This window comes from Staphylococcus sp. HMSC070D05, assembly GCF_001815595.1.
Lineage (GTDB): Bacteria > Bacillota > Bacilli > Staphylococcales > Staphylococcaceae > Staphylococcus > Staphylococcus hominis.
This window is the reverse complement of the sequence record NZ_KV821087.1, coordinates 1-24,954: the sequence shown is the minus strand read 5'-3', so window position 1 is coordinate 24,954 and position 24,954 is coordinate 1. Positions and strand designations below refer to the sequence as shown.

Below are 24,954 nucleotides of genomic sequence, written 5' to 3'. Positions count from 1 at the left end.
TACGGTTCTATTTAAGGGTAATGCGATACATATTAATTTTAAAATGTAGGTAGGTGTCTTATGTTTTTACTAATAAATATCATTGGATTACTTGTATTTTTAGGAGTAGCAGTTTTATTTTCTAGAGATCGCAAACATATTCAATGGAAATCTATATTAATCTTAGTTCTTTTAAATGTTTTCTTAGCATGGTTCTTTGTATATTTCCAAATTGGAAGAGCGATTGTTGAAGGTTTAGCAGCTGCCATTGCTTGGATTATTCAATCAGCTCATACTGGAACAGGCTTTGCATTCAGTAGTTTTACAAGTGGTAAACAAATGGATATGGCAGTGAGTGCACTATTTCCAATTTTATTAGTTGTTCCACTATTTGATATTCTTATGTATTTTAATATTCTTCCTAAAATTATCGGAGGAATTGGTTATGTACTTGCGAAAATTACACGTCAACCTAAATTTGAATCATTCTTTGGTATCGAAATGATGTTTTTAGGAAATACAGAGGCGCTTGCAGTCTCTAACGAACAACTTAAACGTATGAATGAAATGCGTGTATTAACCGTTGCAATGATGTCAATGAGTTCTATTTCTGGAGCTATTGTAGGTGCCTATGTTCAAATGATTCCTGGTGAATTAGTGCTAACGGCGATTCCTTTAAATATTATTAATGCAATTATTGTGGCTTCTATTTTAAATCCTGTCACTGTTGAAGAAAAAGAAGATATTATCTATAGTATTAATAATGATGAAAAAATTGAACGTCAACCTTTCTTCTCATTTTTAGGAGATTCAGTATTAAATGCGGGTAAATTAGTATTAATTATTATTGCTTTTGTTATTAGTTTTGTAGCGTTGGCTGATTTTTTAGATCGTTTTATTAATTTGATTACTGGATTAGTAGGCAGTTGGATAGGTCTGAAAGGTAGTTTTGGTTTAAACCAAATCTTAGGCGTCTTTATGTATCCATTTGCTTTATTGCTTGGCTTACCATGGGGTGAGGCATGGATAGTAGCACAACAGATGTCCAAAAAAATTGTTACAAACGAATTTGTAGTTATGGGTGAAATTACAAAAGTAATTGACACATATAGCGCACATCGTCGTGCAGTGATATCAACATTCTTAGTTTCATTTGCAAACTTCTCTACAATTGGGATGATTGTTGGTACATTAAAGGGTATAGTTGATAAGAAAACATCAGATTTTGTTTCAAAATATGTACCAATGATGTTATTATCAGGTATTTTAGTTTCACTACTTACTGCAGCATTTGTTGGTTTATTTGCATGGTAAGGTATTAAAATTTAAATCGTTTTATAGTCAACCATTAGGAGTGAACATTGAATCCGAAAAGAATTCTATGTCACTCCTATTTTTATTACATGATAAAAACCAAGCATGCAAAGTGAGGAGACACTTTATATACTTGGTTTTTATGGGAAATGAATATTAATGTACTTGTAACGGTAAGGACTAGGTACGGTCACAGTACTTCGAGCAAAATTTGTTTTGTTACTATAAACAACACAAAGGAGATAACTTCTTGTAATTAAGAAGTTATACATAGTATAGCAAACTAATATTTATAAGTAAACGAAAAATTCAGAAAATTCCCACGTATTTTTTATTAGCACATTAGATTTAAAAGTGAATATGTATCATATTTAAATTAAATCTTTATATTTTAAGATATTTAAAATTTATTAATACATTTATTTTTAAAAAGTATATTGTAGAGAATGATGAGACTGTGCTAACATTTTAATCGTTATAGTCGTAAAAGGAGTGGGTGTTTTTGAACAAAAATATAAAAAATATACTTTTAGTTATACTAGGCTCTTTTATCTTTTCAGCAGGGGTCAATGCATTTGTTATATCAGGTAATTTAGGTGAAGGTGGCGTCACAGGTATTGCTATTGTATTATATTACGCTTTTCATATTTCACCAGCGCTCACTAACTTCGTTGCTAATGCGATATTGATTATTATTGGGTATAAATTTTTAAGTAAAAAAAGTACGATATTAACAATTATTGCTACAGTACTTATCTCTATTTTTTTAAGTCTCACAGAATCATGGCACGTAGAAACAGGTAATATCATAATCAATGCAATATTTGGCGGCACATGTGTTGGACTAGGTATTGGAATAATCGTTTTAGCTGGTGGCACTACAGCTGGAACAACAATATTAGCAAGAATAGCTAATAAATATTTAGATGTTAGTACAGCATACGCATTATTATTTTTTGATTTAATCGTAGTTGCTATTTCTTTAACAGTGTTACCATTAAGTAAAGCATTGGTAACTGTGATTTCACTTTATATAGGCACGAAAGTAATGGATTATGTTATTGAGGGACTTAATACAAAAAAAGCAATGACAATTATTTCTAGCAAACCTGAAGAGGTAGCTAAGGCCATTGATGAACAAGTTGGTAGAGGTCTTACTATATTGAATGGACATGGTTATTACAGTAGAGAAGAAAAAGATGTTTTGTATGTCGTTGTGGCTAAAACTCAAGTAACTCGTGCCAAACGAATTATAAAAAAAATAGATAAGAATGCTTTCTTGGTTATTCATGACGTGCGTGATGTTTATGGGAATGGTTTTTTAATCGATGAATAAAAAAAGACCCTAAAAATTTGAGATATTGTTATGTATATCTCAAATTTTTAGGGTTATTTTTATAATCATCCTGTAGTAAAAAGAATAGTCAAAAATGTGAATAAATGGTATACTGGTAATAATTAATTGAGAACGATTATCAATAGATGTCGTAAATTATTTTTTGTACAAAGGTAGGGCCTATATATGAATCGTTTAAATGCATCTCAAGTAGATATAGGATATAGAAATACGACAATTATAAAAGAATTAGATGTTCAAATACCTGATGGTAAAGTCACATCAATTATTGGACCAAACGGTTGTGGGAAATCTACTTTATTAAAAGCACTCTCAAGACTGATTGAAGTGAAAAAGGGAGAAGTATTACTTGATAATCAAAATATTCAACATCAACCCACAAAAGAAGTAGCCAAAAAAATTGCAATTTTACCTCAAACTCCAATAGTGACTGACAGTATAACCGTTGAAGAACTCGTTTCATATGGACGTTTTCCCCATCAAAAAGGATTTGGACGATTATCTAAAAAAGATAAAGATGAAATTGAATGGTCATTAAACGTAACAGGCATTACACAATTTCGTCATCAATCGATTAATGATTTAAGTGGAGGACAAAGACAACGTGTATGGATAGCAATGGCTTTAGCACAAAAAACAGATATTATTTTTCTTGATGAACCTACAACGTACTTAGATATTTCACATCAGTTAGAAATTTTAGAATTGGTGCAACATTTGAATAAAGAATTAGGGTGTACGATCGTTATGGTCTTACACGATATTAATCAGGCAATTCGATTTTCGGATTATTTATTAATCATGAAAGAAGGACAAATTATAGATAATGGACCAACTGACCAAGTATTATCTAAAGAGATATTAGAAAGTGTGTTTAATATAGATGCAGTATTAGGAAAAGATCCTAGAACGGGGAAACCACTTTTAGTCACTTACAATTTACTTAAAAAAAAGTGAGATTCATTATAACTTCAGCAACATAGTTACAATTATTATGATTTTGGATACCCTATCTCAGTCAATTTTAAAATATAGGCAGTCAATGACTAATGTTTTGTCTAATACACAAATATTCGCGCTTTCAGATAAGTTATTTTATAATGAAAATAAACGTTGATTAAGGTTCACTTTAATAAAAAATCAATGTCGTTATTTAATTGATTGACTGGAGTTGAAATGATGACAACTATAGTTATTATTAGTCATAGTGAAGATATAGCTAAGGGAACTAAAGATTTATTAAATAAAATGACAAATGACATAAATGTGATTGCCTATGGTGGAGTAAACGGTGAAATTGGAACTTCATATGATGAGATTGAACAATTGATTAATCAGTTAGATGATGATGCATTATGTTTTTATGATTTAGGATCATCAGAAATGAATATCGATTTAGCAATTGATATGTATAAAGGTAAGTATCATATTTACAAAGTAAATGCACCCATTGTAGAAGGAAGTTTTACAGCAGCAATGTCTTTAAGTGTTGGTAAAACTGCTAATGAAGCGATCCAAGAAGTGAATAGATCGTCATTTAAGTCTACAGCATTTAAATAAGTAATGATGAATTTTGATGTTTTTTTTTATAAAAAAAAAAGGTTATAAAATGATTATCCAAAATGAATATGGTAAAATAAGTAGCATGATATTGATGATGAAAGTAGGTGGACATTATGCTACAGGAAGATATTAAATTTTACGTTCTGAACGGCAAATTTGAAGAAATTAAAAATATAATGTCCAATATTGATTTTATGGAATTCGAAGAAGTATATATATCATGTGCTCATGAACAAGAAAACATTATGTTTTATACTTGTATATTAGATATGATGAAAGATAATGAAACAGCAGAATTACATGATTTAGCATTTTTATTATTAGTCTATCCTTTGAGTGAAGTGGAAGGTGCTTTAGAAGCGGCATATTATCATGCAGATGCTTCTATTCAGTTAACAAATGGTAAAGAAATAAAAAGTTTGCTTCAAATGCTATTATTATATGCTATACCCGATCCAATTATTTCAGATTCTGAAGCGTTTAAAGTAGCTAAACAAATTTTAAAATTAGATTCTAATAATCATGTAGCAAGAAATGTGTTAAAAGATTCAGCTAAACGGATGGATAATGTTATAGTAAATTTTGATGAATTAAAGAAATTTGGAAGTTCAAAATAAAATTATATAGTGAAATAAGAGAGTTAGATAATGAATAGCCATGGTTATTCAGTTTATCTAACTCTTTTTTTAATAATGCTTTACTTAGTAACTCAAATATAATTTTTTGTGACAAATTATTAAAAATATTAAAATTTTTAAATTGTTTGTAAGGGTATTAACACTAGTACTTAGAAGCGATAAGTATTGTCTCCCAACGTTTATGCACTGTTGCATATTATTATTAGTACGTTATAATTTTCAATGTGTCAAAAATAAGGAGGTTAATCAATACATGGGGTTGAATAAAGAATCTATAAAAATAGGTTTTGCTTATGTGGGAATTGTAGTAGGCGCAGGATTCTCTACTGGGCAAGAGGTAATGCAATTCTTCACGCCTTATGGTTTATGGTCATATATTGGCGTGTTAATATCAGGATTAATTTTAGGATTTATAGGACGACAAGTCGCTAAAATTGGAACGGCTTTTGAAGCAACAAACCATGAATCAACATTACAATATTTATTTGGTGAAAAATTTAGTAAAATTTTTGATTATATTCTAGTCTTTTTCTTATTTGGGATTGCTGTAACAATGATTGCAGGTTCAGGCGCAACGTTCGAAGAAAGCTTTGGTATACCTACATGGCTTGGCGCGTTAATTATGACAGTCATTATTTATTTAACATTATTATTAGACTTTAATAAGATCGTAAGAGCGTTAGGTTTTGTTACACCGTTCTTGATTGTCATGGTAGTTCTTATTGCTATATATTATCTATTCGCTGGAAGTATCTCTATCAGTAAAGTTAATAGTACAGTAGATCATCCAAGTTTATTCTTAGGTATTATTAGAGGATTAATGTACGGTGGATTAGCTTTTGCTGTAGGATTTAGTACGGTTGTGGCGATTGGTGGAGATGCATCTAAACGTCAAGTATCTGGTGCCGGTGCTTTATTTGGCGGTGTAGTGTATACTGTTTTACTTGCACTTATTAACTTTGCACTACAATCAGAATATCCACAAATTAAAAATGAACAAATTCCAACTTTAAAATTAGCGAATGAAATTCATCCATGGCTTGGATTAGTTTTAACAGTGATTATGCTAGCAGTAATGTATAATACTATTTTAGGATTGACTTATTCGTTTGCTGCACGTTTCACTGAGCCATACAGTAAAAAATATCATATATTTATTATCATTATGATGATTGCAGCCTTTATTTTAAGTTTCGTTGGTTTTGCAGACTTAATCAACTTCTTATATAACATTATGGGCGTAGTTGGATTATTTATTGTGGTAGCAGTGCTTATTAAATACTATTTACGTAAAAGTGATAATAAAGACCACATTGCTTAAAATTGATAAAATAAATCATCCATAAAAAAACTGTCTACAAAGTTAAATAACTCATAGACAGTCTGAAGCAATTCGTGTAATTAACACGAATTGCTTTTTTGCATTTTGAACGTAGCGTATAATACATATTGTAATTAAAGTAGTAATTTAGCCATAATATATTTATTAAAATATTGATTGTTGATCAGTAACTTGTTTTTAAGTTCGCCTTCAATATTAAATCCAGCGCCTTTAAGTAGCATGATTGCGTGTGTATTTTCAGGAACGACTGAAGCTTGAAGACGTTTAATATTATGGTTAAGATCCCAAGCTTCAACAGCATTAATTAAAGCAAGTCCAATACCTTTTTTTTGATAAAATTTAGTAACGCCAAGTGTAATAACTGCTTCATGTTGTGTACGTTCGTATTTTTCAGTAGTGACGAATATATATCCAACGAGTTGATCATCTTCTTCAGCTACATATATGGTGTTTCTCGGAGAAGTGATGATACGCTCTAGAAGGTTACTAATAGAAGAAACACTAGGGTTAAATTCTCCAGGATTATAAAGTGTATAGTCAGATTCATCATATATTTTAGCTAATAATGTTGTCAAAGCTTCAGTGTCTTTTATACTAATTTCACGAATAATATGAGCCATTCGGCTTCCTCCTGAGATAGTAATATAACATATATTATACCAATTATTTAAAAAATATACATATTTAGAATTTTAAAAAGGAGTAACAGAATAATGAAACCTAATGTATTATTAGCGGGTGGTAGTGGTTATATAGGTAAGAATATTAGCAGTGCGATAGAAAATGATGCAAATTTGTTTGCTTTATCTAAATATCCAAATACAAAAAAAGAGGTTAATCGTAATATAACATGGTTAAAAAAAGATATTTATAATTATGAAGATGTTAAATCAGCAATGTCAGGTATGAATATTGCAGTATTTTATTTAGATCCTAATAAAAATTCTGCCAAGCTTACTCAAGCAACTGCACGTGATTTAAATCTCATTGCAGCCGATAATTTTGCAAGGGCAGCAGCACAACAAGGAATAAATAAAATTTTGTACGTAAGGGGTAATCGCTTTGATAGTGAGACAATACAATGTTTAAAAAACTATGGTGTTCCTGTTGAAACGACTGAGACCTATATCAAGCGCTCTCATATTAATGTTGAGTTACAAGCATCTAAATACAATGATATACGGACAGCATTAAGAATGATATTACCTAGGAAATGGTCTTTAGAACAATTAGTCGCTTATTTTTTTAAATGGCTGAACGATACACGTGGTACATTTTTACACACGAAACGTATAAAAAATCGATATATCATATATGCTCGTAATGAGTTTAAGCCTCTATTAGTAATGAAGAAAGAAATAAATGATAATGATTTAATTACATTTAATTTAGTAGATGGTTCAATGATAAAAAAACGTTCTAAAAAACAAGGGAAATTGGAATTTCGTCAAATTAAAGGAACGCGTTTAGTAATTGTTCAACTATATGATTATATTCCTAGATTATTATGGCCACTCTATTATTTTTTTCAAGCCCCCGTACAAGGTTTAATTATGAGAGGATTTGAAATTGATTGTCGCATTAGGCATTTCAATGGACGTGTGCAATCAGGAGAAAAAATGAAATATACAAAGTGATAGGATGAAAACACATGCAAATATTATTAGTAGAAGATGATCAGACGCTTTTTCAACAACTAAAGAAAGAATTAGAAAATTGGGATTTTTTTGTTTATGGTGTCAACGATTTTAGTAACGTAATGGAAACATATCATAATGTTCAGCCAGAAATCGTTATAATGGATGTCCAATTACCTAAATATGATGGATTCTATTGGTGTCGTCAAATTAGACAAGTATCTAATGTGCCTATTTTATTTTTATCGGCACGTGATAATCCTATGGATCAAGTGATGAGTATGGAATTAGGTGCAGATGATTATATGCAAAAACCTTTTCATACCAATGTACTAATTGCAAAGTTACAAGCAATTTATCGACGCGTATATCAATTTGGCGCAGAAGAAAGACGTACATTAAATTGGCAAGATGCACTAGTAGATTTGTCAAAAGATAGTATTCAAAAAGGCGATAAAATCATTTATTTATCTAAAACTGAAATGATTATTTTAGAAATGTTAATTCAAAAACAAAATCAAATTGTGACTAGAGATACATTAATTACAGCGTTATGGGATGATGAAGCGTTTGTAAGTGATAACACATTAACAGTCAATGTAAATCGATTACGAAAAAAATTATCTGAAATCGATATGGAAACAGAAATTGAAACAAAAGTAGGTAAAGGATATATGGCACATGAGTAATGTGAAATGGTTTTGGCTATTTCTTAAAACACGAAGTAATTGGATATTTTGGATTATATTTTTACAGTTTGTGTTTTTAGGAATGGCATATATAGACTATGATATGGCAATTGAAAGTGTAGCATACATCGTCTTATTAAATATAGGTTTAACTTGTATATTTCTTGTTTTCACTTTTTTAAGAGAAGTAAAACTATATCAACATTTTTATAATAATAAGGAAATCGAAGAAATTAAACATAAAGAATTAGCTGAGAATCCATTTCAACAGGAAATGGTAGACTATTTATATCGTAAATTATTGTTTCACAAAGAAAGAGCTACTGAACAACAAATTCATATACAAGCGTCTGAACAATCGTTAACTGAATTTGTTCACGATATTAAAACACCTGTTACAGCAATGAAATTATTAATTGATCAAGCTGAAGATATGGAACGTAAGAAAGCCTTACTTTATGAATGGTCAAGAGTGAATGAATTATTAGATAAGCAACTTTATTTAACACGTCTTGAATCTAAAAATAAAGACATGTATTTTGAAAAAGTACCTTTAAAACGTTTAGTGATTGAAGAAATTCAACTTACTCGTCATATCAGTCAAGTTAAAGGTATTGGCTATGAATTAGAATTCAACATGAATCCAGAAGTGTTTACAGATGTAAAATGGTGTCGCATGATGATTAGACAGATTTTATCTAATTCTTTGAAATATTCTCAAGGAAAAGATATTGTTATCCGGTCGTTTGCTAAAAAAAACCATATCGCTTTAGAAATTACTGATTATGGGCGTGGGATTAGTGCTAAAGATTTACCACGTATTTTTGAAAGAGGCTATACTTCAACCGCAAATCGTAATGAAACAACTTCTTCTGGAATTGGTTTATACTTAGTAGAAAGTGTAAAACATCCATTAGGTATTGAAGTAGAGGTCGAGTCGACGGTGGGAGAAGGAACAACATTTATTTTAACGTTCCCTATGCAAAACGAAGTCATAGAAAGAATGTCAAAAGAGAAATTAAGTCTATCATAATGGTGTTGTTAAAATAATATATAAGTGTAATTTTTCGATTTATCGCAAAGAGATATTGGATGTTACTATAAAAAAGATTGAACTAAAGCTTATATAATATTTAAAGTAAATACATAAATTAAACTTATGGAAATATCATTTTAATGTAATAAGGAAGTAGAACATTGAGTAAAACCTGAGACTTTATAATGACGTCTCAGGTTCATCTATATCATTCAATAATTAAAATATATGATAGTGAGGGACATTCTAAATTGACAATATTACAAGCAAAGCAAATTGTTAAAACATATGGGACAAAACAAACGATACAAGAAGTGTTAAGAGGCATTGATTTAAACATTGAAACAGGAGCGTTTGTTTCAATTATGGGACCTTCTGGATCTGGTAAAACAACATTACTTAATGTTTTGAGTTCAATTGATTATTTATCACAAGGATCTGTAATACTAAATGGAAAACAATTGGAAAAGTTATCAAATAGGGAACTATCAGAAATTAGGAAAAAAGATATTGGATTTATTTTTCAAGAATATAATTTATTACACACACTTACTGTAAAAGAAAATATTATGTTACCTTTATCAGTACTTAAACTGAATAAAGAAGAAATGAATAAACGTTATAGACAAATTACTGAAGCGCTTAATATATATGATATTAGTGATAAATACCCGTCTGAAATCTCAGGAGGACAACGTCAACGAACATCTGCAGCGCGTGCATTTATTACATATCCTAAAATTATTTTTGCGGATGAACCAACAGGAGCTTTAGACTCTAAGAACACTAGGGATTTACTCACACGTTTTGAAAAAATAAATAAAATCTATAATGTAACTATTATTATGGTTACACACGATCCACTTGCAGCAAGTTTTTCTAATCGTGTTGTAATGTTGAAAGATGGCTTAGTATTTACTGAAATTTATCAAGGACAAGATAATAAACAATTATTTTATGAAGAAATATTAAGAGCCCAAAGTATATTAGGTGGCAAGATTTATGAGTTTTAGCTATATTATTTGGAGAAATTTCTTGGGAAATATTAAGCACTATGCTATTTATATGTTTTCATTAGTCATTAGTACCGTTTTATATTTTAGTTTTATTACGATTAAATACGTTCATCATCTCCATATACATGAATCTTTATCTATTATTAAAGAGGGTTCTAAAATAGGAAGCTATTTTCTATTTATAATCATCGTGGTCTTTATTATGTATACCAATATTCTTTTTATTAAAAGACGACGTTACGAATTAGGACTATTACAGATTATGGGGTTAAATAAGGTAAGTATTATTTACATGTTTATGTTAGAACAATTGTTTATTTTTTTAATCACTGCAGTTTTAGGCATGATAATAGGGATTGTTGGGTCTAAAATTCTACTTATGATTATATTGAAACTATTAGGTATACATACCTCGGTATCACTTACTTTTAGTGCAGACGCTATCATTCAAACCTTATTTATTTTAATCATTGCATATATTTTAATTATCCTTCAAGCTATCATTTTCTTAAATAAATATTCTGTTACACAATTAATGGAGCCTGAAGAATATATAGATGAAACAGGTAAACATATTACATTTGGAGAAATTATTCTAGGAATTTTAGGTATTGCTTTCATTTTGGTAGGATATTATTTATCCACACGATTTGTTGAATTATTAGATGATATCGTATTATCTTTTATTATTTTATTTTTAACTGTTATAGGAGCCTACTTCTTTTTCAGAAGTTCAGTGTCTCTAATATTAAAAATAATTAAATCATTTAAAAGTGGAAATGTAACTGTAAATGATGTTATTTTCACTTCTTCATTAATGTTTAGGATTAGAAAGAATGCTTTCTCTTTAACAATCATTTCTATTATTTCTGCTATTACTGTATCTGTCCTATGTTTTGCAGCAATTAGTCGAGGATCTTTAAGTAAAGAAATTTCATTAGAATCACCTTATGACGTAACAACGAACAACGACAACTTGTCCGAAAAGTTAAAATATCAATTAGAGCAACAGCATATTGCATATAACTATAATTATAAGCAAGTAGTGTACACGCATTTATATAAAGATCATCTATTTGATGTAAATGCAGCTAGACCTTATTCAGTGACTGTAACAAGTGAAGATTACTTTTCAAATATTTCTTTAAAAAAAGGACAAGCAGATTTAATTATCCCAGAAGATGTTATTCCTGAATTAACTAAACATCGACCACACGGGATAACAATGATTGGCACAAAACGACATCATACTAAAGTTCAACTTCAAAAAGTGATTCATAAAGTTTATTTCAAAGAGAGTATAGATTTAGGTGGACCGACACTCGTGCTTAATAACGAGAATTATCAATTTATAAAACAACATGTTAAAAATAAGAACATCATTTCTCAACATGGCTTTGATTTAAAATATACAAAAGATATACCTAGATTAGAAAAGACTATACATCACATGAATCAGAATTTAAAAACTAGAAGTCAGATAGCAAGCGAAATTTCAAGTTTAACAGGAATTTTATTATTTATAAGTTCTTTTTTAGGTATTGCATTTCTTATAGCAACTGGATGTATTATCTATATTAAACAAATTGATGAAACTGAAGATGAATTAGAAAATTATTCAATATTGCGTAAATTAGGTTTTACTCAAAAAGACATGGCTAGAGGTCTAAAATTGAAAGTGGCCTTTAACTTTGGCCTACCTTTAGCTATTGCTTTGCTGCATGCATATTTTGCAGCACTTGTATTTATGAAATTTATAGGATTTACAAATCAAACACCTATTTTTACTGTTATGATTATTTATACAATAGTATATAGTATGTTTGCATTTATTGCTTACAATCATTCTAAGCGAACGATCAATCACTCAATTTAAGAGAGAATATTTCGAGTTTGTAAAGAATTTGTAAATTTATTGTAGAGATGAAAAATTTATGATATTTTCAATTAGAGACAAATTAGGTGTTAAGTAGAAGTGTATCGTAACTGGTATAACATTATATTTACATAAATTTTACAAAAGCTTTCTAAATAATGTTTTAAAGTAAGCTATTGTAAATGTAGCTCGTTTTTAAATTGTCTTAAAATTAAATAATAAACGTGTGATTGATAGCAATCGCTAAAATGGAGGCATTATAATGTTCACTAAGAAAAAGGATAAGTTTATGGTTCAATTAGAAGAAATGGTATTTAATCTGGACCGTGCAGCTGTAGAATTCGGAAAAATGGATTTTAATACCCATTTAGATTTAAAAGCTTATTCTGATAACATTAAAACGTACGAGTCACATGGTGACGAACTTATGCACAAAGTCATTAGCGACTTAAATCAAACATTTATCACTCCTATTGAACGAGAAGACATTCTATCATTGTGTAATGCAATCGATGATGTACTTGATGCAATGGAAGAAACATCTGGAATGTTTGAAATGTATTCAATTGAATATACTGATGAATATATGGCTGAATTTGTTGACAATATTCAAAAAGCTGTCGCTGAAATGAAATTAGCAGTGAGTTTACTTGTTGATAAAAAATTATCTCACATGAGAATTCATTCAATTAATATTAAAGAATTTGAAACAAATTGTGATGGTATATTAAGACAATCAATTAAACATATATTTAATAGTGAAACAGATCCAATCACTTTAATTAAAATTAAAGATATTTACGAAAGCTTAGAAAATATCGCTGATAAATGTCAAGCTGTTGCTAACAACTTTGAAACAATTATCATGAAAAATAGCTAAGGGAGTTTTAAATTATGGAATATGTATTAGTCATCACTATAGCTATCGTTGTATTTTCTCTAGTCTTTGACTTTATCAATGGCTTTCATGATACAGCAAATGCAATTGCTACTGCGGTTTCTACACGTGCATTGACACCAAGAACAGCTATTTTTCTAGCTGCAGTTATGAACTTTATAGGTGCACTTACTTTTACAGGGGTAGCTGGAACAATTACTAAAGATATTGTAGATCCATTTAAGTTACAAAATGGTCTAGTAGTAGTATTAGCGGCTATTATTGCTGCTATTGTTTGGAATTTGGTTACTTGGTTATATGGTATACCAAGCTCTTCATCGCATGCCTTAATCGGCGCTATTGCTGGAGCTGCAATAGCTGCACAGGGGTTTACAGTATTACATTACCAAGGTTTTACTAAGATTATCATTGTATTAATTATTTCACCAATTATCGCATTTTGTGTTGGTTTTATCATGTATACAATTGTTAAAATTGTTTTTAAAAATGCGAATCTTACTAGAGCAAATCGTAATTTCCGCTTTTTCCAAATGTTTACTGCAGCGCTTCAATCGTTTTCACATGGTACAAATGATGCTCAAAAATCAATGGGTATTATTACTCTTGCCTTGATTGTAGCGAATTTACAAGATCCAACGAATGTGGAACCAGCATTATGGGTTAAAATTGCTTGTGCCACAGCAATGGGTCTAGGAACTGCAATTGGTGGTTGGAAAATTATTAAAACAGTAGGCGGAAATATAATGAAAATACGACCTGCTAATGGGGCAGCTGCTGATTTATCTTCAGCATTAACGATTTTCGTTGCTTCATCATTACACTTCCCATTATCTACTACACATGTTGTATCGTCATCAATTTTAGGTGTAGGTGCGTCAAATCGTGCAAAAGGTGTAAAGTGGAATACGGCTCAACGTATGATTATTACATGGATTATTACATTGCCAATTTCTGCTATTTTAGCAGCAATTATATTTTGGATTTTAAATGTTTTTCTTTAAGATAAATTAACCACAAAATAAGCTTGAGACATGTGTATGCCTCAAGCTTATTTTGTGGTTTGAATTAGATTAATGAATATAGTTATAGCTAGACACTAATGAAGCAGGAATCACACGGGTATTTGTGTTATAAGGTCCATACGTATAATTCATTTCTGAAATTAGAATACTACCATCTGGATTCACCCGCTCCACATATGCTACATGGCCATAATACCCAGCAGTTGATTGCATAATTGCTCCAACAGTAGGGGTATGATTAACAAGATAGCCATCCGAAGTAGCATTATAAGTCCAATACTTAGCATCAGACCAATATGTACTAATGGGTGATCCAGCTTGAGCGCGACGATTAAACACATACCACGTACATTGACCAGCAGTGTATAAATTTTGATGGTTAAAGGTTGGTGAAGTATAACCAGTGCTTTGAGCAGCGGTAGTAGATGGTGAATTTGTAGTACTCGAACTACTTGGAATTTTTAATACTTGACCAGGATAAATTAAATAATTTGAAAAATTATTTGCATTCATTAAGTTAGCAACTGAAGTTCCATATTTATTAGCAATACGAGAAAGTGAATCACCAGATTGAACAGTATAAGTAGTAGAAGACTTACTTGGTGTAATAGTAGATGTTGTAGTTGATGATCCATTAACAGTTAGTACTTGTCCTGGAAAAATTAAATGACCATTTAATTGATTATTTCGTTTAAGCTCATCAACAGATGTATTGTATTTATTTGCAATACTCCATAAGGAATCTCCAGGTTGAACAGTATATTGTGTTGATGCTTCAGCATGATGAGAGAAAAATGCTACAGCGCCTGACGCAATAGACAACGTAAAAGCTAACTTTTTCAAACTACGTATCCTCCTTGAATTTTAAAATTTATTTTTAGAATTTAATATTGTTAAATTTGTATAAATTACCTTTTTATATCACATACATATACTATCAAAAAAATATAAGAATATGTGGGTTGTTATTATTTTGTAATATTATTAAAAGTAATACTATTTTTTGTAAATAGATAAGAAGCCTTGATACAGTAGTCTTTAACAGTTTTATTTAGATAAAATTAAATTTCTTTAAAAAGACATTTGTAATATTTCTTATAGTAAAATTGAAGCAAGTACGTATCATGTAAGAGAAAAGTTGAATTGTTTTTAATGATTTAAATTTGTAACAATTTTTATATTTTCTTGATAAGATGCCTATTTAAAAGTAAATAAATTATACTATTTTTTTATTTTCAACAAATATTGTACAATTATTGTAAGACACTATTTAAAAGAGGAGTATAAGATGTCAAGTTCTTCAAATTTAGTAAATCAGCAACATCAGAATGCAGGTTCAAAAGATAGTGCTCAACAAGACCATGCATATCGTAAAGTTTGGCTATTTTTTACATATTATTGGCTTATTTTTGGGATTGGCTGTTATTTAGGTCAATATTTGCCTATAGAATGGCGACGTCCTTTATCAATTACATTATTTGTCATTGTATTAGCGACGTTATTTATCAAAAGAGCACGTAAATATGGTCTTATTATTTCGCATATCTATGCTATTATTATTGGTTTATTATCGTATGCAACATTTTCAATGTATATGCAAAATTTAGGAGCAGAGGTTTTTTATAAAAATATATTGTTAGCTATTATAGCGTTCATTGTATTTGGAATATTGGGTTATTTTGTTATTCACGATGCTTCTAGCTTAGGTAAATATTTATTTGTAACGTTAATTGCCCTTATTATTGCTAGTCTAGTTGGATTATTTATTCATAATTCAATATTCCATATCGTTATTACAATGGTTAGTTTAGTTTTGTTTTTACTATACACATTATTTGACTTTAATCGCATGAAACATGGTAGATTTACGCCAAGAGAAATGGGGTTTAATTTATTTCTTAATTTATTAAATATCATTAAAGATATATTGAATTTAGCAAATCGCTTTAAAAACTAGACATTCATATTTATAATAAGTTGAATATTTAGAAAAGATGTTCTCACGTTGTTTTCAAAACATTTTAAATAAAGAGTAGTCTAAAGCTGCTTATTTTATTAAAGTAAGAAGGCAATCATGGAGCATCTTTTTTAATAATTATGAAATATATTTAATATAAAATTAAACTTAATTTAATTTTATACCTATTTTTGATTTAGTATTAATGTTGTGATAGATTTACATTTAAACACTTATAAATTAACATTTTTATATAAACACATTAAAAGAAGGACTACCAAGATTAGAAAGAGGTTAGTATATGTCTAATGGGTATTTTCACGTACTTACTAAGCATGAATACCAAATGACACGTTGTCAAGATGGTATTATATTGCTGTTCCCAATAGAAGATTCATTAGAAATTCAACATTTTGCCAAAAAAGTGACGATTAATAATGATATCTACGTCATAAACAATAAAGATATTTTTTCAATTAATAATAATGAAAAAACATTAATGATTTATATTGCAAGTGATTGGTTTAAAGAAGAAGGATTTAGTTTCTTTGATTATAAATATTCAATTAATTTAGTTAAATCTATTAATGCAATAAAAAAAGCATTATTACAGATAACAATGAATCATATTAATCATAAATCTGTTTCAGAAGATAACAAATACATAGTTGACATTGTTCAAATTATTGGAAAACAAGGTAGTGTTGAAATAGATATTGCTAATGATCAATATAATTATGCTTATTATGGGGAGTTAAGTGAAGTATTAGACTATATTAACGAAAATATTGAAAAGAAATTAACATTAAAAGACGTTTCATCTAATCTATTTACATCTAAATCTAATTTATCATCACAATTTACACAGTTGTTGAATATTAGTTTTAAAACTTATGTAGACACTTTGAAGATTGCAAATTCATTTGAATTATTATTGAAAACAGACGATACAATTAGTTTAATTAGTGAAAAAGTAGGGTTTAGTAATGCATCAAGTTATTCTAAAACGTTCAAAAGTTATATGGGAATGACACCAAATGAATATAGATCGTGTAATAAATATGAAAAAATGATTTTTATGGATTATGAAACTCATATTGATGATAGTCTACAAAATATAAGAGATATGATTCTGTCACAACAATATTATTATCAAAAGAAAACAGAACATAAAATATATATCGATTCAAAATTAGATACGTTTATTAAACCTTATCAGTGTGTAGTACAAATCAATACGATTGAAGAAATAAAACTGTTATTTTTAGAGAAATATATCGATTATCTTGACGAGAGTCCATCATTAATGATTTATGTAAGAGTGGATATGAAAGAAATAAAAGAACACTTCACTGTTAAAGAACTTCAGCGAATATTTGAATCTATTATTAGAAAAAATCTAAATATAAGTTTTAAACTTGAGGATTTAAATCTAATTGACTTCCTTGAAATGACATATGAAAATGTATTAGATTATCTTGAAATACACCAAGTTGAAGTAAATGTACATCACGAATTAGGTATTGTTTTTGATTTAGAAGAGATTGATTTAAAAGCCATTTATCGTATGATATTAAAAATACAACATAAAACAAATCGGTTTTCTTTTGGATTAGAAATTAGCAACTTGCTAAATAATCCAGTTTTATTTAAAACTTTAGAATCGCAAATTAAAAGAGTGAATTTCCAATTTTTGTTTATTGATAATTCAAAACTAAATCAACCATATTTAATAGAAGATAATAATCGTTTATTAGTAAAGAATATCTTACGTTATCAAAATATACGTGAAATTTTAAATCACATTGATTTAGAAAATCAAAGAATAATATTTTTGAACGTTGAAAATCATGTGTTTTTAAATAGTGAATATAATGATTTAAATAGTAGTGCCCCATTAATTATAGAAACAAATATTAAATCGGCTCAACACTTTGACGGTATTGGTTTCAATTTTAGACAGGATAGTCATCAATTTAATGCTTTACATCTTTTTGATGAAAAAGGTTTTAAAACAATATTAGGGACAATGATGCCATATATCATGACGCTTAGTCAGGAACCAAAATACATTAAAGATCATTATATAGTGATTGAAAAAGAAAATAAATTCATACTATATATATACGATTGGCGTGTTCTAGAAAGTGAATCACGAAATGCTAATTATGAAAAAACTGATATATATGTAGATTTTAAACATAAGACAAATAAAAATCATCTTATAAAAATTCAAAAGATTGATGATTATAACGGCAATATTAATCACATTATTACTGAAGACATACGTAATCGTTATCAATGGTCTAAAAAATTCTTGAAGAAAGTAAATCGTTTATTACATCCTTCTTTTAAAATTAGAGAACATAACTTTAATAAAGAGGCATTACAAATTAAACTTGATTATAACGGGCTTTATATAATTGAGATATATAAATAATAAATTCTATCTCAAAAAAAGTTTTGCACAACAATATTTGAGTTTGTTGGTAAATTTAACAAAAAATTCAAAACAAATGCAAAAGACAGAACTCCAAAATTAAAGGATAATATATGTTGAATTGTTCGCTTTTATTGGAGGTGCAAATGCTTGAGTAACGATGAATTAAATCGCTTGCTGAAAATCTATAAACAATATAAAGCGTTGTCTGAATATATAGACAAAGAATACAAACTAACCTTAAATGATTTAGCTTTATTAAAATTAGCTTATGAATATACAGCAGACGATCAAATTTTAATGCAAACATTCTTAAAAGTTGCAATTGAAGAATTAGAATTAAGTAGAACAAAATTACTTGTTTCTATACGCAGACTAATAGAAAAAGAGAAATTAAGTAAGGTTCGATCAACAGAAGATGAACGTAAAATTTTTATCTATATGAACAAATCTAATATTGATCAATTTAATGCTTTATTTAATGATGTAGAAAGGTTTTTAAGTAATTAACTAAATGAATTGGGAGAGTACTGACAGGGGGATGCTTTGTCAGTATTTTATTTTTTTAAAGAAGAAACGTTTTTTCAATTTAGACAATGAATTATTATTACTATATAATAAGTAGTATTGAGTAAGAAAGCGAGATGACAATATGGGACGTAAATGGAATAATATTAAAGAAAAAAAAGCCCAAAAAGATAAAAATACTAGTAGAATATATGCAAAATTTGGTAAAGAAATTTATGTAGCAGCTAAATCAGGCGAGCCAGATCCTGAATCAAATCAAGCATTAAGACTTGTGCTAGAAAGAGCAAAAACATATTCTGTTCCAAATCATATTATAGATAGAGCCATTGATAAAGCTAAAGGCGCTGGAGATGAAAATTATGACCATCTACGTTATGAAGGATTTGGTCCAAGTGGCTCCATGCTTATTGTAGATGCCTTAACTAATAACGTGAATCGTACAGCATCGGATGTTAGAGCAGCATTTGGCAAAAATGGTGGTAATATGGGTGTATCTGGTTCAGTGGCTTATATGTTTGATCATACTGCAACGTTTGGTGTCGAAGGAAAATCTGCTGATGACGTCCTAGAAACATTGATGGAACAAGATGTAGATGTAAGAGATGTTATTGAAGAAGATGGCTTGACGATTGTGTATGCAGAACCTGATCAATTTGCACAAGTACAAGATGCATTACGTCAATCAGGTGTAGAAGACTTTAAAATTGCAGAGTTTGAAATGTTACCTCAGACTGACATTGAACTTTCAGCAGATGATCAAGCAACACTTGAAAAACTTATTGATGCACTTGAAGATTTAGAAGATGTTCAAAATGTTTTCCATAATGTGGACTTAAAATAGTGAAACACACGGCTTCGTTTTGGATACAATCGTTAGACTTGGAATCTCATCCGGAAGGTGGATATTATAAAGAAACGATTCGACCGGAGAGTATAAAGAAAGATGACAGGGCATCTTTTAGTAGTATACTTTTCTTATTAAAAGCAGGTGATATCTCGCATTTTCATCGTATAGATGCTGATGAAGTATGGTATTATCATGCTGGTGTATCACTAGAGATACATATGTTAACTGAAGATGGGCAGTATCGTAGTGTCTTGTTAGGGCCAAATATAGACCATGGAGAAGTACTACAATATGTTGTTCCCAAAGGAACCATTTTTGCTTCAAGTGTACCTCATTCGGAAGGTTATAGTTTAGTAGGCTGTATGTGTCAACCTGCATTTGAATTTAAGTATTTTGAATTATTCACACAAGATGAGTTGACAGAAGTATATCCACAATATCGTCGAATGATTCAAAAATATGCAGTGAAAAACATTGAGTATTAATAATTAGACACTTCATTAATCTAGTTAAGTATAAATTAATGAAGTGTCTTTTTTTAAAAGATTTATTTTAAAAAGAGATGGGGGACAATATTGCTGACATTTTTCTATTCAGCAGTGTCAAAAAGTTCATTAGCTAATTCTACAACATAGGCTAATTTGTTCCATTGCTCTTGTTCAGTTAGAGTGTTGCCTTCTTCTGTAGAAGCAAAACCACATTGCGGACTAATACAGATATGATCAATATTTATATATTGTTCTGCTTCTTTAATTCTTTTTTTAATTGTTTCTTTATTTTCCAATTCACCTGTTTTAGAGGTGATAAGTCCTAGAACTGCATAAGCATTGTCATTAAAGAAACGAAGCGGTTCGAAATCACCTGAACGTTCATCATCATACTCTAAGAAGAAACCATTTAAATTTTCTTTAAATAGGTAAGGGGCGATGGCTTCATATCTTCCAGAAATTGCCCAAGTTGATTTATAGTTACCACGACAAATATGAGTAGTCAGAATTAAATCATTTGGTAGTCCTTCGATAGCTTTATTAATCACTTTATAGGCTAAATCACGTGCTTTTAGTTTTTCATCTTTAGAGCGTTGACGACCTCTCACTTTTTGAGTACCGTCAGTTAAACCAGCCCAGTATACGTCATCTAATTGAATATAGCGCGCTCCTAAGTCATAAAATGCTTGTAGCGTCTCATGATAAACTTTTGCAATATCATTTGCAAAATCTTCTATATTAGGATAAATCGTTTCGTTTAAAATATTAGGGTGGAATAATTGATTTGGACTAGGTATTGATACTTTAGCAGTTGCGCGACCGGCCACTTTTTTATATAAAAACTTAAAGTGTTCAAAGTGTGGATGATTTGGATTAAATGATACTTTGTCTACAATTCTCACATTATGGGCATGTGTTTCTACACCTTCAAATTCTAATCCATGATCAGGAGTATAGCCTTCTACGCCATTAATATTCTCTAGAAAATCAAAGTGCCACCAACTTCTACGAAATTCTCCATCTGTAATGCTATGTAAACCAATTTCAATTTGTTTTTCAATAATACGTTCGATTTCTTCATCTTCAATACGTGTTAATTCATCTAAAGATAATTCGTTATTATTAAATTTAAATCTCGCTTCTTTTAGACGTTTAGGACGTAATAAACTTCCCACGTGATCTGCTCGAAAAGGTCTAACTGTCATATATAAAATACTCCTTTTATTTAGAATTTTCAGATAATATAAAATAAAACTATCAAAACTTAGTGTTTTTGTCAATTTTACCTAAAATTTTAATAGTTGTAGTAAAATGAAATTGAAAATTTAATAAATTTATATGTTAAAAGTAATAAAGCATGCCATAAGATGACATGGTTTACTTAGTTTAATATAATAATGACAAGGAGTTGGTGGCTTTGTGAAAATTAAATACATAGATAAACGTCACTGGCGTCGCCTAATTGAACGTGATTACATAGAAGTTAAGGTAAATAATAATAGGTTTAAAGGTATTATTGGCTTGGTCACGATGAAAAAGGTACGTGAGCCTTTAGAGGTGACGGTGGTCGATCAAAATGTAGTTGTAGTAGATAATAACTATAAATGGTTACAAATTTTGCCGGAAAAAAAACGCTATAGTATTACTGCAATGTTTGATGATAAGGGGAATCCATTAGAATACTATTTTGATATTAACATTAAAAATATTACTCAAAAAGGAAATGCGAGAACATTAGATTTATTTTTAGATGTGTTGGTTTTACCATCCACTGGTGAATATGAGTTAGTAGATGAACATGATTTAGAACTAGCTTTGAAAAATGGACAAATTACGAAGAAACAATACCATGAAGCCTATGTTATCGCTCATCAATTGATGATTGAGATTGATGACAATTTTGCAGAGATACATCATCAAATTATGCATTGTTATAAAAAGATGATAGGTAAATTAAATAAACATAAGAAAACATAATTATATTTCTTTAGTACTAAAACAATAATGAAATAGTGTCAATTTTATTTACCATCATAGCCGTATTCATGGATAAACATAAGGGGGAAGCTATGAAAATTGAAGATTATCAATTATTAATTACATTAGATGAAACGAAAACGTTAAGAAAAGCTGCTGAAATTTTATATATATCACAACCAGCAGTCACGCAACGTTTAAAAACAATTGAACATGCGTTTGGAGTAGAAATCTTTATTCGTACTAAAAAACAATTGATTACTACTACAGAAGGTGCAATGATCATCGAACATGCGCGTGATATGTTGACTCGAGAAAAAATGTTTTTCGATAAAATACAAGCACATATAGGGGAAGTAAATGGAACCATATCCATAGGATGTTCATCTTTAATTGGACAAACGATATTGCCCCGTGTATTGAGTTTGTATAATACACAATTTCCTAATGTAGAAATACAGGTTCAAGTGGGTTCAACAGAGCAAATTAGGTCTAATCATAGGGATTATCACCTTTTAATTACTAGAGGGAATAAAGTAATGAATTTAAAAAATATCCATTTATTTGATGATGAACATTATTTTATTTATCCAAAAGAACGTCATGAAGATGTTTCAAAATTACCATTTATTGAATTTCAAGCAGATCCAATATATATAAATCAAATTAATCATTGGTATAGTGAAAAATTTGGACAAGATTATCATGCTACCATCACAGTAGATCAAGTGGCAACATGTAAAGAAATGCTAGTAAGTGGTGTAGGAGTAACCATTCTTCCAGAAATAATGATGAAGAATATTGATCATCACTTATTTGAATTTGAAAAAGTAAACATTGATGGTCTTCCGTTAATCCGCTCAACGTATATGAGTTATGATAGTAGTATATTGCAACTACCACAAGTTGATGCTTTTGTTTCTTTAATGCTTAATTTTACTAAATAATAGTTAATCAATATTGCAATTTACAAGAAGAATAGAGGTATAGTATATGTTTTCAGCACTATTGCATATTAAAAACTATAAATTATTTCTTATTAATATGATGCTCTTAGGAATGGGTATTGCGATTACAGTGCCATATTTTGTTTTATTCGCAACAAAAGAACTAGGAATGTCGACAAATCAATTTGGTGTGCTTTTGGCTTTGGCTGCAGTAAGTCAATTTACTGTGAATGCGATTGTCGCTAGATTTTCAGATACACATCATCTTAATCGAAAAATACTTATTATTTGTGCACTATTTATGGGAGCACTTAGTTTTTCAATATATTTTTACATACATCATATATGGCTATTTATTATAGTATATGCGATATTTCAAGGATTATTCGCACCTGCAATGCCCCAACTCTATGCATCTGCTAGAGAATCTATTAATGCGTCTTCATCAAGAAATAATGCGAAATTTGCTAATACTGTATTAAGATCAATGTTCTCTTTTGGCTTTTTATTTGGTCCACTCATTGGTGCATACCTCATTCAATTTATGGGCTATGCAGGGCTATTTGGTGGCACGGTTATCATTTTATTATTTACACTGTTGTTACAAATATTCTTTTATAAGGATTTAAATCTGACTATAAACGAACAAGTTAAAGATACTTCGAGTATTGAAATAACTGCACCTAATATGTTAAAAGATAAAACTTTATTTATTCCATTTATTGCTTTTATACTTCTACATATTGGTCAGTGGATGTATACAATGAATATGCCATTATTCGTTACAGAATATTTGAAAGAACGAGAAGGTTATGTAGGTACTTTAGCGAGTCTATGTGCCGGTTTAGAGGTTCCTTTTATGGTTATATTGGGGATTTTAGCATCTAAATTATCTACACGCACTTTACTTATACTAGGAGCCATAAGTGGGGGTCTATTTTATTTTAGTATTGGTATATTTGAAAATATATATATGATGATGATAGGACAAGTATTTTTAGCGTTTTATTTAGCGATTTTATTAGGACTGGGTATTAGTTATTTCCAAGATATACTACCTGAATTTCCTGGTTATGCGTCGACTTTATTTGCTAATGCAATGGTAATAGGACAATTATGTGGAAACTTATTAGGTGGCGCAATGAGTCATTGGGTCGGATTAGAAAACGTTTTTTATGTTTCTGCCTTATCTATTTTTATTGGTATGATTTTAATATGGTTCACTAAAGATCAAACGTTTACATCCTCAAGTATGAATATACAATAATTAATAGAAATGATTATGTATGAAAATAAAAGACTGGGACATTAAATCCTTCGACAAATGAAAAAGACCACTTCTTCTATTGAAATAATAAAAAAGTGGTCTTTTTAGGCACTGAACCCTTAAAATGGGAACTTAA

The 24,954-nt window shown here is 29.5% G+C and carries 24 protein-coding genes; 21 read left to right on the top strand and 3 right to left on the bottom strand.

Going from position 1 to position 24,954, the window contains the following annotated elements; all coding sequences use genetic code 11:
• Nucleotides 1-60: 60 nt before the first annotated feature.
• The 6 genes from HMPREF3046_RS00120 to HMPREF3046_RS00095 all read left to right on the top strand — a co-directional run bounded on the left by HMPREF3046_RS00120 (nt 61) and on the right by HMPREF3046_RS00095 (nt 6,172).
• Entirely contained in the window at nt 61-1,293 is a 1,233-nt protein-coding gene (locus HMPREF3046_RS00120; RefSeq protein ID WP_070715425.1) for a NupC/NupG family nucleoside CNT transporter, read from the top strand.
• A 502-nt stretch (nt 1,294-1,795) separates the two neighbouring features.
• Entirely contained in the window at nt 1,796-2,629 is an 834-nt protein-coding gene (locus tag HMPREF3046_RS00115) for a YitT family protein (protein WP_070715423.1), read from the top strand.
• Between the two features lie 186 nt (nt 2,630-2,815).
• On the top strand, nt 2,816-3,607 hold the full coding sequence (locus tag HMPREF3046_RS00110) for an ABC transporter ATP-binding protein (protein ID WP_070715420.1): 792 nt from the start codon (nt 2,816-2,818) through the stop codon (nt 3,605-3,607).
• Between the two features lie 222 nt (nt 3,608-3,829).
• A complete protein-coding gene (gene dhaM / locus HMPREF3046_RS00105) occupies nt 3,830-4,210 on the top strand; it encodes a dihydroxyacetone kinase phosphoryl donor subunit DhaM (protein ID WP_070715417.1) in 381 nt (126 codons plus the stop codon).
• Nucleotides 4,211-4,326: 116 nt separating this feature from the next.
• Nucleotides 4,327-4,830: a hypothetical protein gene (locus HMPREF3046_RS00100; protein ID WP_070715416.1), complete on the top strand. Its 504-nt coding sequence runs from the start codon at nt 4,327-4,329 to the stop codon at nt 4,828-4,830.
• A 274-nt stretch (nt 4,831-5,104) separates the two neighbouring features.
• On the top strand, nt 5,105-6,172 hold the full coding sequence (locus HMPREF3046_RS00095; protein WP_002455666.1) for a YkvI family membrane protein: 1,068 nt from the start codon (nt 5,105-5,107) through the stop codon (nt 6,170-6,172).
• Between the two features lie 134 nt (nt 6,173-6,306).
• On the opposite strand, the gene HMPREF3046_RS00090 is transcribed toward HMPREF3046_RS00095, so the two are convergent.
• Nucleotides 6,307-6,813 (bottom strand): GNAT family N-acetyltransferase, encoded by a 507-nt coding sequence (locus HMPREF3046_RS00090; RefSeq protein ID WP_070715414.1) that lies wholly within the window; start codon nt 6,811-6,813, stop codon nt 6,307-6,309.
• A gap of 93 nt (nt 6,814-6,906) precedes the next feature.
• On the opposite strand from HMPREF3046_RS00090, the gene HMPREF3046_RS00085 reads away from it, so the two are divergent.
• The 7 genes from HMPREF3046_RS00085 (at nt 6,907) to HMPREF3046_RS00055 (ending at nt 14,346) form a co-directional block, all read left to right on the top strand.
• The gene (locus HMPREF3046_RS00085; protein ID WP_070715410.1) at nt 6,907-7,830 is read left to right on the top strand and encodes an NAD(P)H-binding protein; all 924 of its coding nucleotides are present in this window, start codon (nt 6,907-6,909) and stop codon (nt 7,828-7,830) included.
• Between the two features lie 14 nt (nt 7,831-7,844).
• The gene (gene graR / locus HMPREF3046_RS00080; protein WP_070715408.1) at nt 7,845-8,519 is read left to right on the top strand and encodes a response regulator transcription factor GraR/ApsR; all 675 of its coding nucleotides are present in this window, start codon (nt 7,845-7,847) and stop codon (nt 8,517-8,519) included.
• A complete protein-coding gene (locus HMPREF3046_RS00075; RefSeq protein ID WP_070715406.1) occupies nt 8,512-9,552 on the top strand; it encodes a sensor histidine kinase in 1,041 nt (346 codons plus the stop codon). Before graR ends, HMPREF3046_RS00075 begins: the two co-directional genes overlap by 8 nt.
• A gap of 254 nt (nt 9,553-9,806) precedes the next feature.
• On the top strand, nt 9,807-10,568 hold the full coding sequence (locus HMPREF3046_RS00070; RefSeq protein WP_070715457.1) for an ABC transporter ATP-binding protein: 762 nt from the start codon (nt 9,807-9,809) through the stop codon (nt 10,566-10,568).
• Complete coding sequence (locus tag HMPREF3046_RS00065; RefSeq protein ID WP_070715403.1) at nt 10,558-12,447, top strand: FtsX-like permease family protein; 1,890 nt, start codon at nt 10,558-10,560, stop codon at nt 12,445-12,447. Before HMPREF3046_RS00070 ends, HMPREF3046_RS00065 begins: the two co-directional genes overlap by 11 nt.
• Before the next feature lie 262 nt (nt 12,448-12,709).
• On the top strand, nt 12,710-13,327 hold the full coding sequence (locus HMPREF3046_RS00060; protein ID WP_070715401.1) for a DUF47 domain-containing protein: 618 nt from the start codon (nt 12,710-12,712) through the stop codon (nt 13,325-13,327).
• A gap of 14 nt (nt 13,328-13,341) precedes the next feature.
• The gene (locus HMPREF3046_RS00055) at nt 13,342-14,346 is read left to right on the top strand and encodes an inorganic phosphate transporter (protein WP_002455660.1); all 1,005 of its coding nucleotides are present in this window, start codon (nt 13,342-13,344) and stop codon (nt 14,344-14,346) included.
• Between the two features lie 69 nt (nt 14,347-14,415).
• Here HMPREF3046_RS00055 and HMPREF3046_RS00050 read toward each other — a convergent pair whose 3' ends face one another.
• Complete coding sequence (locus HMPREF3046_RS00050; RefSeq protein WP_070715398.1) at nt 14,416-15,210, bottom strand: CHAP domain-containing protein; 795 nt, start codon at nt 15,208-15,210, stop codon at nt 14,416-14,418.
• Between the two features lie 445 nt (nt 15,211-15,655).
• On the opposite strand from HMPREF3046_RS00050, the gene HMPREF3046_RS00045 reads away from it, so the two are divergent.
• From HMPREF3046_RS00045 to HMPREF3046_RS00025, 5 genes are all read left to right on the top strand, one after another.
• Nucleotides 15,656-16,324 carry a Bax inhibitor-1/YccA family protein gene (locus HMPREF3046_RS00045; protein WP_070715396.1) on the top strand — a complete coding sequence of 223 codons (669 nt, stop codon included), beginning with the start codon at nt 15,656-15,658 and terminating at the stop codon, nt 16,322-16,324.
• Nucleotides 16,325-16,625: 301 nt separating this feature from the next.
• Nucleotides 16,626-18,764 (top strand): helix-turn-helix transcriptional regulator, encoded by a 2,139-nt coding sequence (locus tag HMPREF3046_RS00040; RefSeq protein WP_070715394.1) that lies wholly within the window; start codon nt 16,626-16,628, stop codon nt 18,762-18,764.
• A gap of 150 nt (nt 18,765-18,914) precedes the next feature.
• The gene (locus tag HMPREF3046_RS00035) at nt 18,915-19,274 is read left to right on the top strand and encodes a transcriptional regulator, SarA/Rot family (protein ID WP_070436490.1); all 360 of its coding nucleotides are present in this window, start codon (nt 18,915-18,917) and stop codon (nt 19,272-19,274) included.
• Nucleotides 19,275-19,416: 142 nt separating this feature from the next.
• Nucleotides 19,417-20,133, top strand: coding sequence for a YebC/PmpR family DNA-binding transcriptional regulator (locus HMPREF3046_RS00030; RefSeq protein WP_070715392.1), 717 nt, complete (start codon nt 19,417-19,419; stop codon nt 20,131-20,133).
• The gene (locus HMPREF3046_RS00025; RefSeq protein WP_070715391.1) at nt 20,133-20,624 is read left to right on the top strand and encodes a cupin domain-containing protein; all 492 of its coding nucleotides are present in this window, start codon (nt 20,133-20,135) and stop codon (nt 20,622-20,624) included. The genes HMPREF3046_RS00030 and HMPREF3046_RS00025 overlap by 1 nt, the downstream gene beginning before the upstream one ends.
• A 104-nt stretch (nt 20,625-20,728) precedes the next feature.
• Here HMPREF3046_RS00025 and HMPREF3046_RS00020 read toward each other — a convergent pair whose 3' ends face one another.
• A complete protein-coding gene (locus HMPREF3046_RS00020; RefSeq protein WP_070715389.1) occupies nt 20,729-21,832 on the bottom strand; it encodes a 5-methyltetrahydropteroyltriglutamate--homocysteine S-methyltransferase in 1,104 nt (367 codons plus the stop codon).
• Nucleotides 21,833-22,046: 214 nt separating this feature from the next.
• Between HMPREF3046_RS00020 and HMPREF3046_RS00015 the strand changes: the two genes are divergently transcribed.
• From HMPREF3046_RS00015 to HMPREF3046_RS00005, 3 genes are all read left to right on the top strand, one after another.
• Nucleotides 22,047-22,604, top strand: a complete 558-nt coding sequence (locus HMPREF3046_RS00015; protein ID WP_070715386.1) for a ribonuclease FAU-1 family protein — start codon at nt 22,047-22,049, stop codon at nt 22,602-22,604.
• A gap of 92 nt (nt 22,605-22,696) precedes the next feature.
• A complete protein-coding gene (locus HMPREF3046_RS00010; protein WP_070715384.1) occupies nt 22,697-23,551 on the top strand; it encodes a LysR family transcriptional regulator in 855 nt (284 codons plus the stop codon).
• Between the two features lie 46 nt (nt 23,552-23,597).
• Nucleotides 23,598-24,818: a sugar efflux transporter gene (locus HMPREF3046_RS00005; protein WP_070715382.1), complete on the top strand. Its 1,221-nt coding sequence runs from the start codon at nt 23,598-23,600 to the stop codon at nt 24,816-24,818.
• Nucleotides 24,819-24,954 lie beyond the last annotated feature (136 nt).